The 18,392-nt window shown below is 38.6% G+C and carries 13 protein-coding genes; 7 read left to right on the top strand and 6 right to left on the bottom strand.

Translation table 11 applies throughout. The annotated features are described in order from the left end of the window. The first annotated feature begins 325 nt into the window (after positions 1–325). From gcvP to GD597_RS18885, 4 genes are all read left to right on the top strand, one after another. Positions 326–3,214 (top strand): aminomethyl-transferring glycine dehydrogenase, encoded by a 2,889-nt coding sequence (gene gcvP, locus GD597_RS18900; protein WP_171609478.1) that lies wholly within the window; start codon positions 326–328, stop codon positions 3,212–3,214. A gap of 485 nt (positions 3,215–3,699) precedes the next feature. Beyond that, a complete protein-coding gene (locus tag GD597_RS18895; protein ID WP_171609477.1) occupies positions 3,700–4,026 on the top strand; it encodes a hypothetical protein in 327 nt (108 codons plus the stop codon). 351 nt (positions 4,027–4,377) lie between these two features. Continuing rightward, positions 4,378–5,766 (top strand): FxLYD domain-containing protein, encoded by a 1,389-nt coding sequence (locus tag GD597_RS18890; RefSeq protein ID WP_171609476.1) that lies wholly within the window; start codon positions 4,378–4,380, stop codon positions 5,764–5,766. A gap of 244 nt (positions 5,767–6,010) precedes the next feature. Next, positions 6,011–7,525, top strand: a complete 1,515-nt coding sequence (locus GD597_RS18885; RefSeq protein WP_171609475.1) for a saccharopine dehydrogenase C-terminal domain-containing protein — start codon at positions 6,011–6,013, stop codon at positions 7,523–7,525. Between the two features lie 156 nt (positions 7,526–7,681). Here GD597_RS18885 and GD597_RS18880 read toward each other — a convergent pair whose 3' ends face one another. The 5 genes from GD597_RS18880 to GD597_RS18860 form a co-directional block, all read right to left on the bottom strand. Then, positions 7,682–8,749 (bottom strand): fatty acid desaturase family protein, encoded by a 1,068-nt coding sequence (locus GD597_RS18880; protein ID WP_171609474.1) that lies wholly within the window; start codon positions 8,747–8,749, stop codon positions 7,682–7,684. A 107-nt stretch (positions 8,750–8,856) separates the two neighbouring features. Further along, positions 8,857–9,585 carry a bacillithiol biosynthesis deacetylase BshB1 gene (gene bshB1 / locus GD597_RS18875; RefSeq protein WP_171609473.1) on the bottom strand — a complete coding sequence of 243 codons (729 nt, stop codon included), beginning with the start codon at positions 9,583–9,585 and terminating at the stop codon, positions 8,857–8,859. A gap of 115 nt (positions 9,586–9,700) precedes the next feature. After that, positions 9,701–10,327 carry a DUF4294 domain-containing protein gene (locus tag GD597_RS18870; protein WP_171609472.1) on the bottom strand — a complete coding sequence of 209 codons (627 nt, stop codon included), beginning with the start codon at positions 10,325–10,327 and terminating at the stop codon, positions 9,701–9,703. A gap of 476 nt (positions 10,328–10,803) precedes the next feature. Continuing rightward, the gene (ccsA, locus tag GD597_RS18865) at positions 10,804–13,248 is read right to left on the bottom strand and encodes a cytochrome c biogenesis protein CcsA (protein ID WP_171609471.1); all 2,445 of its coding nucleotides are present in this window, start codon (positions 13,246–13,248) and stop codon (positions 10,804–10,806) included. Between the two features lie 29 nt (positions 13,249–13,277). Then, the gene (locus tag GD597_RS18860; RefSeq protein ID WP_171609470.1) at positions 13,278–13,706 is read right to left on the bottom strand and encodes a cytochrome c maturation protein CcmE domain-containing protein; all 429 of its coding nucleotides are present in this window, start codon (positions 13,704–13,706) and stop codon (positions 13,278–13,280) included. 403 nt (positions 13,707–14,109) lie between these two features. Here GD597_RS18860 and GD597_RS18855 point away from each other — a divergent pair, with 403 nt between their 5' ends. Then, positions 14,110–15,126, top strand: coding sequence for a threonine aldolase family protein (locus tag GD597_RS18855; protein ID WP_171609469.1), 1,017 nt, complete (start codon positions 14,110–14,112; stop codon positions 15,124–15,126). 31 nt (positions 15,127–15,157) lie between these two features. Next, positions 15,158–16,816, top strand: coding sequence for a glucose-6-phosphate isomerase (gene pgi, locus GD597_RS18850; protein ID WP_171609468.1), 1,659 nt, complete (start codon positions 15,158–15,160; stop codon positions 16,814–16,816). Between the two features lie 132 nt (positions 16,817–16,948). On the opposite strand, the gene purT is transcribed toward pgi, so the two are convergent. After that, positions 16,949–18,118: a formate-dependent phosphoribosylglycinamide formyltransferase gene (gene purT, locus GD597_RS18845; RefSeq protein WP_171609467.1), complete on the bottom strand. Its 1,170-nt coding sequence runs from the start codon at positions 18,116–18,118 to the stop codon at positions 16,949–16,951. A 50-nt stretch (positions 18,119–18,168) separates the two neighbouring features. Between purT and GD597_RS21910 the strand changes: the two genes are divergently transcribed. Further along, a partial coding sequence (locus GD597_RS21910; RefSeq protein WP_216368630.1) for a hypothetical protein occupies positions 18,169–18,392 on the top strand: 224 nt, incomplete at its 3' end.

Raw genomic sequence — 18,392 nt, 5'->3', positions numbered from 1 at the left:
TGCGACGCAAGTAAAGCTGAACAGGCCACATTTGCCGGGCTCAAAAAAATAATGTAAGCATAATACCTTATATGTTTAGCAACCTTTTGGGGAGCCGGGCAAAAGATTTTTATGGCATCATTTCTTGCGTCGCACACTTGTACTGTTGAAAACAATTGAGCTTTTAACAGCCAATACAACCCACAACAAAACTGATTACCTACTACATGTAAAGAATTGCTTTACATTCTATTGCACATGCTATCCACAGGTTCAACAAACGATAGTTATTCTAAAGGTTACACCGTAACTTTGCGCATCTTTTTAAGCGGTTAACCCCATCTTTATGAATTTATTTGATCAGCAATCCTCAGAATTTAAGCAAAGACATATTGGCCCCAACGAAGCAGATACCGCAGCCATGCTGGCTACTATTGGTGTTACTAACATGGAAACGCTTATTGGCAATACAGTACCGGCAGCCATTCGTATGCAACATGCATTAAACCTGCCACCCGCCATTAGCGAAAATGAATACCTGCAATTAATTCGTGAAATGGGTTCGCGTAATAAATTATTTAAAAACTATATTGGCCAGGGTTATTACGATACCATTACCCCCAGCGTTATTTTGCGCAATATTTTTGAAAACCCGGGTTGGTATACCCAATATACTCCGTACCAGGCCGAAATCTCGCAGGGCCGTTTAGAAAGCCTGCTTAATTTTCAAACCATGGTTAGCGATTTAACCGCTTTACCTATTGCCAATGCATCCTTATTAGATGAAGCTACCGCGGCCGCAGAAGCTGTAGCCATGATATTTCACCATGTGAACAAAGGAGCTACCATCGATAAACCCAAACTCTTTATTGATGAAGCCATTTTTCCTCAAACCATAGATGTTATCATTACCCGCTCAGCCCCTATTGGTGTTGAACTGGTATTTGGCAATTATACCAACGCCACTATTGACGATAGTTTTTTTGGTGCTATTATTCAATACCCCAATAACCTGGGCAGTATAGAAGATTATAGCCGTTTTATTGAAACCGTTCACGCTGTAAATGGTTATGTAATAATGGCTACAGATTTATTGGCACTCACCCTGTTAACACCTCCCGGTGAATTGGGTGCGGATGTAGCTATTGGCTCTGCACAACGTTTTGGTGTACCATTGGGTTTTGGTGGTCCGCATGCAGCATTTTTCTCAGCAAAAGATGAATTTAAACGCAGCCTGCCGGGCAGAATTATTGGCGTAAGCATCGATGCCCAGGGCAACCGTGCCCTGCGTATGGCTTTACAAACCAGAGAACAACATATTAAACGCGAAAAAGCCACTTCCAATATTTGTACAGCACAGGCATTACTCGCCAATATGGCGGCTATGTATGCCGTATACCATGGCCCCGATGGCTTAAAAAATATTGCCTTACGCATCGCCATGCTGGCCCAGGCCGCGGCAGATGCTATTGTTCATAGAGGATGTAGTCTGGTATCTAATAAATTCTTCGACACCTTTGTAGTAAAAGCTACCGATATAGCCCCAATTAAGGCAAAAGCTGAACGCCAGCAAATTAACCTGCGCTATATTGATGCCAGCCATATTGGTATTTCTATTGACGAAACAACAGGTATTAAAGATTTGTACGACCTGATTAACTGTTTTGAAAACGATACAGACCCCGTTGCATTTGATATACAGCAGGATGGTACTTTGTTACATATACCAGCAGGATTATTAAGAACATCCGCTTATTTAACGCATCCGGTGTTTAATATGCACCGTAGCGAAAGCCAGATGATGCGCTATATTAAACAACTGGAAAATAAAGACCTTTCCTTAAACACTTCCATGATTTCTTTGGGCAGCTGCACCATGAAATTAAATGCAGCTACCGAAATGATTCCTTTAAGCTGGAGCAATTGGAGCAAAATGCACCCATTTGCACCGCTTGATCAAACTGCCGGCTATCAGCAAATGATTCAGGAGTTAAGCGCCTACCTGTGCGAGATAACCGCATTCGATGCCTGCAGTCTGCAACCCAATAGCGGCGCACAGGGCGAATATGCCGGCTTATTAACCATTAAAGCCTACCACGAAAGCCGTGGCGATACCCACCGCAAAATAATGCTGATACCAATTTCGGCCCATGGCACCAACCCTGCCAGTGCGGTAATGGCAGGCATGAAAGTGGTAGTGGTAAAAGCCCTGGAAAACGGATATATTGATGTACAGGATCTTAAAGAAAAAGCCGCCTTGCATGCCGATAATCTTGCCGGTATTATGATTACATACCCAAGTACTTATGGGGTGTACGAGGAAACCGTAAAAGATATTACCGATATTATACACGCATATGGCGGGCAGGTATATATGGATGGCGCCAATATGAATGCACAGGTAGGTTTAACAGCACCCGGCCTTATTGGAGCCGATGTTTGTCACCTTAATCTGCATAAAACATTTGCTATCCCACATGGTGGTGGTGGCCCTGGCATGGGCCCAATTTGTGTGGCAGCGCATTTGGCACCATTTTTACCAAAACATGTTATTGAAACAACGGAAAACGCCTCACACAAAGGATTTCAGGCGGTATCGGCGGCGCAATATGGCTCTGCTTCTATCCTGTTAATTTCTTATGGTTATATCAGAATGCTGGGAGCAGCAGGTGTTAAAGCAGCTACAGAATATGCCATTCTAAATGCCAATTATATGCGTGCCCGTTTAGATGGTGCTTACGATATTCTTTACACCAACCACAATGGCCAGTGTGCGCATGAATTTATTGTAGACCTACGTCCATTTAAAAAAACGGCCGAAATTGAGGCAGAAGATGTGGCCAAGCGCTTAATTGATTATGGTTTTCATGCACCAACCATGAGTTTCCCGGTACCGGGCACTATTATGATAGAGCCTACTGAAAGTGAGGACAAAGAAGAACTAGACCGTTTTTGCGATGCCCTTCTTAGCATAAGGGAAGAAATAAAAGCCATTGAAGATGGTCTTGCCGATAAAAAGGATAATGCATTAAAAAATGCCCCTCATACACAGGCACTGGTGTGTAACGATGCATGGAACCATAGTTATACCCGCCAGCAGGCAGCGTTTCCATTGTACTATGTAACGCTAAATAAATTCTGGCCTTCTGTAGCCAGGGTAAATAATACCCATGGCGATAGAAACCTCATCTGCACCTGCGAGCCCGTAAGTGCATACGAAGATGCTACGGTATAAAGCCAAACTAAATACATTGCAACAACAGCCGGTAATTTTATGTTACCGGCTGTTGTTTTATATGGCATCGCCGCTTGTGTCACTCACTTGTACGTTCGGGGCTATTGGGGGCAGGCCGTGAATGGTGGGTGGTGAATGGTGAGTGGTGAGTGGTGAGTGAAAAAGGGTAAAATATATGCCAAAGACAAATAATTTGAGTTTCTAAGTTGTTGCAATAAAAGTAATGATGAAGCATAGCCAATTTTTTTGGCGAGGCTGTATTGTTCCTCTATTTTTGAATTGTCTGAAACTTTAATTACGCTTATGCGAACATTCTTTATATTATTAATATTAGTAAGTTTTCTAACTTCATTTAAACCAGGTGAACCTATAGATTTTAGCAAAAATCTAAAAAGCAGGTCACAACATGCTTAGTTAGACAATCACTAACAGAAGGCAAAAAACAATTCATCAAAATCTGCTGTAAACAAATCAACTGAACAATTATGTTGTTAAATATCATCTCAGGAATTGTTTTATCAATAGTTGCATTATTCACTTACATGCATTTCAAACAGAAATATATAAAAGCTAGGCAAAGAGAAGATTTTAATAGAATATTTGGGGATTGGAAAAGTTCTTTACCGACTCTTGAATTCGGTTCAAGCTATGGCTGGGGTACATTTACAGTGACATTTTTAAAGAAACAAGATTTAGATTTTGCAATGAGAAACAAATTGACAGAGGAATTTAAAAACTGTATTCAATCATATTATGGTTCAAGGTTTAGAGTTGATGATGCAGTCAGATTTAGGTATTTAGAAAACGAATAAAATGTATAAAATAAATCTGCTGCTAGTCTAGTAAATTTTTATCCATAATTTTCAATCTGACTCATATCACAACGTCATCCTTCCTCTACAGAATATAAATAGCTGCATCATGATATAACAGTAAAAGTGTGCGACGCAACGGATGCTTCATGCTTATTCTATTGCCGGGCTCATACTATTTATACAGATATTGTAGAGTACTGGTTTCGCCAGTTTATTAACAAGATTTAAATGGGCTTTTGGTATTGGGTTAAAAATAAATCTTCATCTTTGAGGCATTACAGTATTTATAACGATTCTTTTACAATAAAGGGAATGGTTAATGCATTATGCATTTGTTAATTAGTGTATATGAAAATGTATCGCCTCCTCAGGAATAATAAAGAAACCGGCCCCTACTCTGCCGAAGAGCTGATAAAAACCGGTTTTAAAAAATACGATCTTATTTGGCTGGATGGTAAAAGTGCGGCCTGGCGTTATCCCGGCGAACTACCTGAGTTTGCCCAACATGCCCCCATCATTGAAGAACAACCTTTTGACAGGTTTTATAAAAAGCCGGTTATTAGCACCACCGCACCTATTGAAATGGCGGCTATAGTTACACCCGTTATTGCGGAAATACCTGCTACTATAAAAAAAGAGAAACCGCGCATAAGAATAAAAGCTGATAGTGCCAGGATTGAAGTACCCATAATGCCTGTAGCTACAGAAGTAGAAGAGTCCAAAAAGGTAGCTGCACCAAAAGCAGCATCAACAGCAACACCGGATACATTACCTGCATGGAATGATGTTTGGCTTAATTGGGAACAGGAAAAACAATCAGTCGGCGGTGCTAAACCTCAGCCCCAAAAATTAAAAACTCCAATGATTGAGTCTGAAACTGAAACTGTATTTCTAAACACATTATCAACCAGTACACCAACTTTAAAAAAAGCTCATTTTTTAACCAGTAATACCGGACTTACCATTATGCTATTAGTGATTATTGCCGGTATTGGCTTTTGGATGCACAACAGTTGGAGCGATTCAAGTGCCAATAGCACTCATAATACAACAGTGGATAATGTTGCCCCAAATATTGCAGCCAATACTGATACCATTCAAATTATTTCTGACCCTGCAGCAACCGCCACAAACAACGAACAGGTACAAACCATATTGCCGGATGTGCCGGAAAACAAACCGGCAGCTGAACAATCAACTGCGGAAAAACCCAATAGTTTTGTAGTTACTGCGGTAAAAAATACTGAAAACCCAGTTTCAAAGCCAGCAGCTGTTAAACCGCAAATAAAACCGGCTGCCTTACCTGCTGTTAACAGCAAAACAGTTGTAGCCAATACCATTCAGCAACCCGTAATCAAACAGGTAAAAACACCTGCGCAGGAAGTAAATGCAGCTTTACCTAAAAAAGAAACGGCACCTGTAAATGATGGCGGTATTAAAAGCATTGGCCACTATATTCATGTGGATGCCAATATTCCATATGCTAATGAAGCTACAGGTATTAATTATACTATAGAAAACACCAGTGATATTCCACTGGAACTGGTGATGATAGATTTGCAATACTATGATATTGCCGGCCACTATATTAAAGGCGAAACCTTATACCTGCGCAATGTAGATGCAGGTGAAAAGGTAAATGCCAAAGCGCCGGATAATGCCAAAGCGGCCACTGTACGCTACAAAGTATCAATGATTAGCTCAGAGAAAAAGAACCTCTATCTTATTGCTGACTAAGTTTTTTATTGGCCTTTTACAAAGGCATACATATTTATCCATAAACACATTCCGCTTTACATAAAAGCTATTGTACTTTTGCACCAGGGTTTTAACTGGCAATAAAAATTGGGTGTATACTTTATTGTACGCCTTTTTGTGCCGATTAGCATTGTTGCCGTTGCAGTGTGCGACGCAAGAAAAGCTAAATGGCTAATCAAATGTCGGGTACCCATACAGCATTTAACTTTTACATGTTTACCATATGAATAAGACAAAACATATTGTATTGTTTGGCGCCGGCAAATCGGCCACGGTGTTAATTGAATATTTAAAAAACCAGGCTACTGAAAATAATTGGCAACTTACGGTGGCAGATAGTAATTTGGAAGCAGCAAAAGCAAAAGTAGGTGAACATGCGCTGGCTACTGCCGTTGCCATTAATATTGAAGATGCCGCAGCCCGTAAAGCCCTGGTGGCGCAGGCGGATGTGGTAATATCTATGATGCCGCATGCTTTGCATTATTTAATTGCATTGGATTGTTTGGAATTGAACAAACATTTACTTACCGCATCATATGTAAGTGAAGACATACAAGCATTGGCCTCCAGCATTAAAGAAAAAAACCTGCTTTTTCTTTGCGAAATGGGACTTGACCCCGGCATTGACCATATGAGTGCCATGCAAATTTTTGATACCATAAAAAAAGCCGGTGGAAAAATTACCTCATTTAAATCTCACTGCGGCGGGCTGGTTGCACCGGAAAGCGATGATAATCCATGGCACTATAAAATTAGCTGGAACCCACGCAATATTATACTGGCAGGTAAAGCCGGCGCAGTGTATAAAGAAAACGGGCAAATAGTAGATTTAAAATATGAAGCTTTGTTTAACCCTACTAAAAAAGTGGCATTACCCAATGGTGATGCATATGCCTACTACCCTAACAGAGACTCGCTGGGGTATATTGATTTATATAAATTACCCGATGTTGCTACATTTATAAGAACCACTTTGAGACATCCGGATTTTTCATTTGGATGGAAAAATATTATTGACCTGCACCTAACTGATGAAACGCCCAGCTATGAAACAGATGGACTAACTGTAGCTGCATTTTTTAAAGCACATTTTAAAAAATATGGTTTTGGCGATTGGTTAAACGAAATGTTGAAAAGCAGACTTGATTATGCCAGGGAAATGATGGAAAAGCTAATGGTTTTAATGAATGAAGATAAATCGGCCGCTGAAGAAGGGTTAATAAGCGAAGATGAAATGATGTTTATAAACGATAAAGGCGCTTTAACAACAGTAGATATTGATGATGTAAGAAATAATGCAGCCGCCTCCGTTGCAGATAAAATGCACGAAGCCAATCTCAGCATGAAACAGTTGTTTTTTCTGGGGCTGGATGATGAAACCCTTATAAATAAAGGCTTATGCAGCGCTGCTGATGTGTTACAATTTATACTGGAAAAAAAGCTGGCCCTTAAGCCTGAAGACAAGGACATGATTGTGATGCTTCACGAAATTGAATATGTATTAAATGAAAAGATACACACCATAAAAAGCAGTCTGGTGGTAAAAGGCGACGATAGCTTACACACAGCCATGGCTAAAACCGTGGGACTGCCTTTGGGTATTGCCGCCACACTTATTTTAAAGGGCAGTTTGCAGGAAACAGGTTTACATATTCCCGTAACTGCTGCCATTTACGAACCCGTATTAGCAGCATTACAACAACAGGGAATTATTTTTGAAGAACTTGAAACCCAGTAAAATGCCATGTATGGTACCGGCAATTGCTCATTAATGTAGCTTTACTTGCCACGCTCGGTTCAGGGTTCCCCCTTTGTGGCTGCAAAATAAAAAAGAGGGCCTACTGTGTAAGTAGGTCCTCTTTCAAAATATATACAATCAGGTAATTAAAATTAATTAGGCCCTTCCCATTTGTTTAAGAAACGAAATGTGCGACCATACTGCCTGGTGCATTCTGCGGTATTCCACGTATTTAACACCATATTCTTCACAAGCCTGTTTAATAATCTTACTTATTTGTGGGTAATGAATATGAGAAATTTTAGGGAACAAATGATGTTCTATCTGAAAATTCAACCCACCCACAAACCAGGAAATAAACCTATTTCTTGTAGAAAAATTTGCCGTTGTTTTTAATTGGTGAATAGCCCACTCATCATCCAGCTTGCCGGTAAGTGAATCTGGCATAGGAAACTCGGTATCTTCAACAGTATGCGCCAATTGAAAAACAATACTTAATGTAAAACCAGCCACAACTGAGAATATCAGAAAACCAATGATCCATGAAGTAAAACCAACACTAATAATAGGTATGATAATAAACAAGGAATAGTGTAACAATTTAAAACCCCAGAAAGAAATATGATCTTTCGTATTCATTTTCTTTAGAGGTGTTTCGCCAACTTTGCCTGAAAAATATTTCTGGTAATCACTCAGCAAGCTCCAGTATAAATGCAGGATGCAATAAAAAATCCAAAAATAATAATGCTGGAATTTATGCATTTTATACCGCTTTTGGGTAGGTGCCATTCTTAAGAAAGGCTTTGCATCAATATCATCATCTATTCCATCAATATTGGTATAGGCATGGTGAATAACATTGTGTTTAATATTCCACATAAAATGGCTGGCACCTAACACTTCAGCAGTAATAGCTGCGCCTTTGTTCACAAAGCCGTATTTACTAAAACTACCATGACCGCCATCGTGCATTACATTAAAGCCAATAGCTGCAGTTAGTGCACCTAATAAAGCACTTAGCAAAATAGCCCATGGTGTAGATGGTGTAAAAAATACCAATACAATATAAATAATAGATAGTGATACTATTAAAAAAGCAGCTTTGCTAAACAAGCGTATACCCCCGGTGGTAGATTTACCGGTACGCTCAAAATAATCATTAATCCTGTTTTTCAATTCTACGTGAAAAGATTGATCAGGACGGGCGAATTTCGGAGTATGCATGAGAAAAAATGTTTTATCAAACCTTTTAATGAAGGGCAAATGTCGCTATTAATATTGATTTTAAGTTCATGAGTTTAATCATTAGCCTAAAATTAGCATTAGAAGCCTTAGGTAGTTTCCTGTATAAAAGCATCAAAATCAGTAATTCCCAGCATTTTGGTGCTAATATAACCTTCGGCGTACTTCACGCCTATGCGCTTACCCAGCAATAAAGCCCTTGATTTAATAGTATCCAAAAAATCGGGGTTAGAGATATAGGTTTCAGGCTCGCTTGTATCAGTTGTATTAAATTGGGTAGTATAACAAAGAACAGCAGCTATCTTTTGATCGTGATAAGCCGAAATATCAAACACAAAATCAGGTTTTAAGTACCTGTCCTGTATATAATGAAATACAAATTTGGGCCGCCAGGCTTCCTGAGCTACCCCAGCTGCTGTTGTAATTATTTTTCTTAAACCGGATAAAAATGCTGCATCAGATACTAATTTCGAGCTACGGCCATGATCAGGATGACGGTCTTCCGGGGCATTACATAGTACAATTTCGGGTTGGTATTTTCTTATTACTTCAATAACCTTATGAATATTGTCTTCATTGTATTCAAAAAACCCATCCGCCATACCCAGGTTTTCCCTGGCATACAGGCCCATTACTTTGGCAGCATTGGCTGCTTCTATTTTGCGGGTCTCGGCTGTACCCCTGGTGCCAAGTTCTCCCCTTGTTAAATCAACCACAGCTACTTTTTTACCTGCAGCTACTGAGGCAATCAGGGTACCGGCACAACCCAGCTCAACATCATCAGGATGTACACCAAATGCCAGAATATCAACTTTCATGCGCAATAATTATTAAGTGCCGCAAGTTACTGCTAATATGCAGATTGATTGGAGTAAAATTGAGAAAAGGAAAAGCTATCAATTGGGCAAAGCAGGTTGGAGAAATTTGTTTTGCTTATCTTCTAACACCATACATGGCTTCCACATCGCGTACTATCATTTCCATGGCTTTATCATCGCCATTAGGGTTGTAATCCTGCCTTAGGTTGCTGCCAAACAGCAAAGCTACCGTTTGCCAGAAAGCCGCGTTAAAATGGCCTTTATAACTATCAATTATTTCGTAACAATTATTACCGGTTTGCCTGTTAATCAGCTTCATTAATACTTTGCCCTGGTAAACCGATAGCTGTGTAAGTTTATCTGCAAATTCTTTTTTTAAATCCTTTTCCCGGGCAAGAATTATGGCTTTTCGCTTACCCTTATCTGTAACATTTACCAGTTTGGCATTAATTTCATTCATCACTTTAGAGGCAGATATGGCATAAGGGTAAGTAACATATACTGCATTACGCAATCTTGTCCATTCAGCATATTGCTTTTTCCACTTGCCGTATAATTTAGATTTTATTGAAAAGGGGTCTAACCAGGCGCAGGGAATAGTATCGCCATTGGCTTCTATACAGGCATCTACCCTAATGGTATCATAAATGCCATGGCCATTTTGTGCAGCTGCTTTCTGTGGTAAAAACACAGCTATTGCCGCAATGCCTATAAAACAAATGATATGGTTTAAACGATGCATGAATAATAAAAATAAAACAATCTGTTGCTATTTAATGCTGCATATACGTTAAAAGTAACCTTTGCCAATTGCCATAAGCCAGCAGGAAAATCTTAAAATAATGCCAAATAAAAATTAATCAAATAAAGAAACACTTTTCCGTGGCTTAATGTGCATTAAACGGTATAAAATAATATTAATTGTACAAGTGTTTAATCGGCATTACATCATTACCATGCTACAGATGGAGATAAAAATACATTTTTGTAGCCCGGCTGAAGTATATAAATGAGACCTTGCTTGCCACGCTCGGTTCAAGGTTCCACTTTTATGGCAGCATATTTAAAAAGCAAGTATTATCGGCATAAATCGTAAAAACTGGTAGCAATTACCATTAAAATGCAAATCACATAAAGCTTGCTGATATAAATTATACAGCACAAGTGTGCGACGCAAGTAAAGCCCATTTTTGCACAAAAGCCGGGCTAATAATGGTATTAAATAGCGGATAGTTTGTTCTTATTCATTCTTTGCGCCATGCTCATTAGGAAGCCTACTACCATTACAACAATGCCAATCCAAACAAGTACAATAAAAGGAAATTTATACACTTTAAGCGTCATTAAATCGTTCAGGTTCTGTGTTTCCTTTATACCAATCTGAAAAATGCCGTTTTTATCATCGGTAATTTTATCGAATTTAATAATAAGGCTTTGCGCAATTACGCTATCAGGTAGGTTTCTAAAACTGGTTGAAGCCGCATTAATAGCAAATCCAGGCTGTACGGTATACTTTCTACCCTCTTTTGAAATCACTGTGATATCCAGCATAACAGGTGTTTCACCTGGCTCTGTAGTCCTTTTAAAATCGGGAGGGTTTACTACAATTTTATTCAGTACAATCATCCCGTTGGAATAGAAAGTAGTATCGCCTGCTTTTACCTGGCGCGGTACAAATTGAGCCGTATCGGGCTTTTCACTTAAGCCACTCCAGGTGGTGATATAAGCAAAAATATCGTTGGTTAAATAGTGTTTTTTATCGGGATTGGGTGCAAAACCCATTTGTCCTTTATTGTTTTTTAGCACATCCGGGTACAGGTAAAACTCTTCCGAGCCATCTTTGGGCTCGAGTTTTAATTCAAAGTATTTTTTCCTGTCAAAACCGTTAGAAGTATCACGGGTATAGGTAATATCATATTTACCCATATCAGTTTTTATGCCCTTGAATAAGGTAATATTTTCGGCGGGGTCTTCATTTTTTGTTTTCTCAAATACATTAATACCAGTAGTATTTTGGCTTAACACTTCCTGCTTGCTGGAGGAAATTAACACCCCAAACAGAAATAATGCAAAACCCACATGGGCAACAGAAGCACCTGCAAATCTCAGTTTTCCTTTTACGCCTACCCAAATGTAAATAGCATTGGCTATTACTGCATAAGTAGCTGCAAAAATGCCCACATGTATGGCAGCGAGAAATCCAACACCTTTTGAAGTGTAATCAATATTACCAAAAATGGAAATACTTAAACTTATTACCAGACTAATTATGGTAGGCCACATTAATTTTTTAAAGAAATAGCTTTTAGGGGTGTCTTTATATTTAAAATATTGTGTTACTGCAGTTAGCACACCAATGATGATTGCAATAAAAATTTGCACCTGGTTATGCGCAAATTTTGCATCCTCGGGGGGAGCGATATTGGTACCAAAAATTTTATTAAATACTGGTGTAGAGGTTTTTGCAGAAATTACGATGGCTGATAAAAACAAAACCAATGAACCAATAAACATCCAAAACTCCCGGCTATAGGTAGACTCTTCTTTGTAAATGGTGGGTATATCTTTACGACGTATAAAGAATAACACAAATGCAGGTATCAGAAATACAAATAAAAATGATAATAATTGCACATTCATATCTGCACCTGTAAATGCATGTACAGAGGTATCGCCCAAAATGCCGCTTCTTGTTAAGAAAGTAGAATAGAGCACAAAACAGAAGGATAAAATATAAAACACATAGGTGCTTTTTAAAGAATATCCGGTGCTTTTATAAATAAGATTCATGTGCAAGCCGGCCACTAAAATTAACCAGGGCACCAATGAGGCATTTTCTACAGGATCCCAGGCCCAATAGCCACCAAAACTTAAACTTTCATAAGCCCAGGCTGCTCCCATCATAATTCCAGTACCAAGTATCGCTGCAGAAAAACTGGTCCAAGAAATGGAGGCGGTTGTCCAGGTATGGTCTTTATTCATTAAACCCGCATAAGCAAAACCAAAAGGGATAATAGTAGAGGCAAAACCCAAAAACAACACCGGCGGATGTATTACCATCCAGTAATTCTGTAATAAACTATTTAAATCATTCCCTTCTTTTATTCTGGGGAAAGAAAGGTAATCGGGGTTAGAGAAAAGGGGCATATCAGGCATCTGGTCTCTAAACAATATAAAGGGGTTACTACCTATTTTGGTTCCAAAAACGTAAATACCCAATAACATGGTTGCCAGGCAAAATTGCGCAAAGCTTACCACTGTCATTACAGGAGCTTCCCATTTTTTTTCACGCCAAATAAAAAACCAACCCAGCACACAATGCCAAAAACTCCATAGCATAAAACTACCTTCCTGGCCTTCCCAAAAACTGGCTAATAAATATTCTGGTTGTAATGACCGGGATGAATGATCCCATGCATAATAATATTCGTGGTAATGGTTTGAAATAATTATATAAAGCAACAAAAAAACGGTAAGTACCGAAATAGTTTCTACCAAAAATGCATACCTGGCCATGCGTAACCAGCTTTTTTTATCATCTGGCAAATTGGCCTTATTGGATTTAAAATAAGCAATGGTGGCAAGTAAAGAAGCTACAAGAGAAAGCAAGGCAAAAAAATGGCCTAACTGGCCGGGCAATAAATGTTCACCAATATAATTCATTTCAGGATTTTACTTTTTCAGAAAACACATTAAGATTTGGCCGAGTCGGCATATTCGTAGGTCGCATTCAAATTTTGCTTGGTTGCATTGGCATCTTTATATTTAGATGGGCATCTTAATAAAATATCTTTACATTCAAAATGATCACCAACCACACTGCCTTTAAGTACCAGGCGTTCACTTTTCTCCATATCAGTTGGTTTGGTGTTATGATACACCACTTTTATAGAATTGCCTAAGGTATCCAAAGCTGTAAATTCAAGATAATTTGGGTTTTTAACAGGATCATATTCAAGGGGTTGGGTTTTATCCATTTTCGCTACCAATGTAACGGCTTTACCTGGCTTTTCTTTTGCTACAGCTATGGTATCATAACTGGTAACATCGCCCATAAAGCTTATTAATACAGCAATTGCAACCGCAATAAGCACCAAAGAAACAATGTGCATTTTTTTCATTCTAGTAATTTTCGTTGTAAAGGTAGTTTAAAATCGTTTTTTATCTAATACAGTTTAATGCTTCAATCGTTAAAGATTTCAAAACTAGTACAAATAGTAGCTGTATTTTTTTTGTGACCATCTATTTGCTGCTATTAAGCTTTACTTGCCACGCTCGGTTCAGGGTTCCTCTTTCATGGCAGCTGAAAAAGCCTGATTCTTAACCACATTTATACAATTTGGTTATTGGTATAAATACCTGTTTTCTGCTGCCCAAAGAACCGGATGTACAAGAGTGCGACGCAAGTAAAGCCAAATATTTGTAATTAGTCTGGCTACAAAAACTAATGACTGTTGTATTAAAATATCCATCAGTTTTTGCATCGTTAAACAAAAATAAAGCACATGACTTATCTTCGCCAATATGATTGACCTACGATCCGATACAGTTACCCAACCTACAGCGGGTATGCTGGATGCTATGATGAAAGCCAAACTGGGCGACGATGTTTTTGGAGAAGACCCCACTATCAATGAACTGGAAAACAAAGTTGCTTCAATGTTTGCAATGGAGGCTGCCCTGTTTTGCCCAAGTGGTACAATGACCAACCAAATAGGCATAAAATGCCATACACAGCCCGGCGATGAAGTAATTTGCGATGCGCTTTCTCATGTGTATTTATACGAAGGTGGAGGCATTGCAGCAAATGCAGGATCGAGCGTGAAATTATTGCAGGGCACCAACGGACGAATTAATGCGACAATGGTAACAAATGCAATTAATAACCCTTCGGATGTGCATAAGCCCCTTAGCAAATTGGTTTCTTTGGAAAATACAGCCAACCGTGGTGGCGGTGCCTGTTATGATTTTAATAGCTTTTTAGAAATAAAGGATGTGTGTGATACCCACCAACTAAAATTACATTTAGATGGTGCCCGCATATTTAATGCAATAATTGCCAAACAGGAAAATACAGCTGCTTATGGTGAGGTTTTTGATAGCATTTCTGTTTGCTTAAGTAAGGGTTTAGGTGCACCGGTAGGTAGTGTTTTACTGGGTACCAGTTCATTTATTCAAAAGGCAAGAAGGGTAAGAAAATTATTTGGAGGCGGAATGCGGCAGGCCGGTGTGTTGGCTGCTGCAGGCATTTATGCATTGGATAATCATATTGAGCGGTTGGCCACAGATCATTTGCATGCAAAGGCATTGGCTACAGCACTAGTTGCCAAAGACTTTGTTGGCAAAATCTTACCAGTAGAAACCAATATTGTTATTTTTGAAGTAAATGGTAGATTTTCGGCTGCCTCCCTTTCAGCCAAACTAAAAGAAATGGGGATTCTGGCGATTGCTATGTCTGCTACACAAGTAAGATTTGTTACTCACTTAGATGTAAATGACAGACAAATTGAAGAAACAATTTCAATTTTACAGAAATTATAAACTATTCATTTAACTAAATACAATATCTACAATGTTTCCAAGAATTAACCCCACAACCACACAAGCATGGCTTCTTCTGAAAAAACATCATCAGGAAGAAATGCAGAGAACACAAATGAATACGCTTTTCCAGCAAGACAAGGAAAGGTTTAACTCGTTCTCTTTACGTTTTAAGGATATATTGTTTGACTATTCAAAAAATATAATCACCCCAAAAACGGTTCAGCTTTTACAGCAACTTGCAAAAGAATGTAATGTAAAAGAGGCTATAGAAGCCATGTTTACAGGTGAAATAATAAATGAAACTGAAAACAGGCAGGTATTGCACACGGCCTTACGCAATTTTTCGGGTAATCCCGTAATGGTTGCTGGCAAAGATGTAATGCCAGATGTGCAAAAAGTGTTGGCCCAAATGAAATCATTCTGTGCAGAAATACATAATGGAAACTGGAAAGGATATAGCGGAAAACCAATAAAATATATTGTAAACATTGGTATTGGCGGTAGTGATTTAGGGCCACTAATGGTAACTGAAGCATTAAAACCATACTGGGTTAAAGGAATACAAACTTATTTTGTTAGTAATGTAGACGGCACCCATATAGCAGAAACCTTAAAGAAGGTTACGGCTGATGAAACACTGTTTCTGATTGCATCAAAAACTTTTACCACCCAGGAAACGATGACCAATGCACTTACTGCCCGTTCGTGGTTTTTAGCAACTGCAAAAGATGAAGCACATGTGGCCAAACATTTTGCAGCGTTAAGTACAAACGAAAAAGCGGTAAAAGAATTTGGAATAGATACCAAAAACATGTTTGAATTTTGGGATTGGGTTGGAGGTAGATATTCATTATGGAGTGCCATTGGTTTATCCATAGCATTAACAATTGGCTATAACAATTTTGAAGAAATTTTACAGGGTGCCTATGCTGTTGATACTTATTTTAGAACTGAAAGTTTTGATAAAAACATACCTGTATTGATGGCATTGCTGGGTGTTTGGTATACCAACTTCTATGGTTCTCAAACAGAAGCTATTCTACCTTATGATCAATATATGCATCGTTTTGCAGCGTATTTTCAGCAAGGAAATATGGAAAGCAATGGAAAATATGTGGATCGTAATGGTGATGAAGTACATTATGCAACCGGTCCGGTTATTTGGGGTGAACCAGGCACCAATGGGCAACATGCATTTTATCAATTAATTCATCAGGGAACCGTTTTAATTCCATGCGATTTTATTGCTCCTGCTATAAGCCATAATCCAATTGGTGATCATCATGTAAAATTATTGAGCAATTTCTTTGCACAAACAGAAGCGCTGATGACAGGGAAGGGTGAGACTGAAGTAAAAGCTGAATTAGAAAAGGCGGGCAAAACAACTGAGGAAATAAAGAAGCTGCTTCCGTTTAAAGTTTTTCAGGGGAATAGACCTACCAATTCATTCATGATAAAATCTATTACGCCAGATGTTTTGGGCAGCCTGATTGCCATGTACGAACATAAAATTTTTGTTCAGGGCGTGATATGGAATATTTTTAGTTTCGACCAATGGGGTGTTGAGTTGGGTAAACAATTAGCCAATAAAATTTTACCTGAATTAGAAAATGATGTTAACATCGAGTCGCACGATTCTTCTACCAACGGTTTAATAAATGCATTTAAAGCTTTTAGAAAAGGCTAGTAATAAAAAGAGGGAGTAAATTTATTTTACGCCCTCTTTTTATTGATTATCTCAAGTTGATTTATTTGCTACAGTACAAGAGTGCGACGGAAGAAAAGCTGTATTCATGCACTATTGCCAGGCTAATACAATTTAGTTAACTTGTATTAATGCGGCTGCCTTTTTTGCTTTATCTCTTAACGCCTCCACATCCGTACCAATAATATCATTTGTCAAAACCACCCCCATTCTTCTATTAGGTCTGGTTGCAGGTTTACCAAATATTTTCACATCGGTTTTGGGTTCATTTAACACCAGTTCTATACCGCTAAAAACAGGATAACTTGTATTGGTATCATTTGCCAACACTACCGCACTTGCGCCATAACGCAATAATTCAATTTCAGGTATGGGTAATCCCAAAAATGCACGTACATGTAATTCAAATTCATTTAGAGATTGTGTGCCTGCAAGCGTGACCATACCAGTATCATGTGGCCGCGGACTAAGCTCAGAAAAATATACGCCATTTTTTGTACTAAGAAAAAATTCTATACCCCAAATGCCATATCCCCCCAAAGCATGAGTGATCTTTCTTGAAATTTCTTTTGCCTCTAGTAAAAATTCATCCTGCATAATATGGGGTTGCCAGCTTTCCTGATAATCTCCCCGCTCCTGCACATGCCCTATCGGTTCACAGAAAATAGTTTCCCCATTTTTTTGAGTAATAGTTAACAACGTAATTTCGGCATCAAATTCGATAAATTCTTCAATAATTACTTCTTTAATATCTCCCCTTGAGTTTTGCATGGCATATTCAAAAACATAATTTGCATTCTGCATATCCCGGAGTACATTTTGGCCTTTGCCACTGGATGACATTAAAGGTTTAACTACACATGGTAAACCAATACTTTGAATACCTTCTAAAAATAAGGGTAAACTATCTGCATACACATAACGTGCAGTTTTAACACCAAGTTCTTTACTAGCCAAGTCACGAATCAACTTTCTATTCATGGTAAAGTTGGCAGCCCTGGCACTAGGGGTAATCTGAATACCACTGGCCTCAAAATTGTAAAACAACTCAGTTCTAATAGCTTCTACCTCTGGTACAATAATATCAGGTTTGTGTTTTGCAACTACCTCACTAAGTGCTATTCCATCCAACATATTAATTACTTCAAAACCATCCGCAACCTGCATAGCTGGTGCGCCCAAATAATTGTCCACTGCAATTACTGTTTGTCCTAAACGTTTTAAGGCTATCACCAGCTCTTTACCAAGTTCTCCACTACCTAATAATAATACGTTCTTATGCATGATGTAGATTATGTAAATAAAGATATCAAATTGTACCTGTACAAATATTTATGAGCCAAACTAACAGCATAAAGCAGCTTTACTTGCGTCGCACTCTTGTACTGCAACATATAGATCGGCAGTTTAGCGGTAAAAATATATTGAATAATTATATAAATAAATGCAAGGGGTACCAAATGCTATGCAACAAAAATAGAAAAGGGCAACAAAATAAGGGCTATGCGAAAAATCCTGGAGTATTAAACAAACAAAAGCGCCCCGTAGTAAACTACGG

This window comes from Limnovirga soli (genome assembly GCF_013106755.1).
Classification (GTDB): domain Bacteria; phylum Bacteroidota; class Bacteroidia; order Chitinophagales; family Chitinophagaceae; genus Limnovirga; species Limnovirga soli.
The sequence above is the reverse complement of the archived record's forward strand: the minus strand, read 5'-3'. Positions and strand labels throughout refer to the sequence as shown.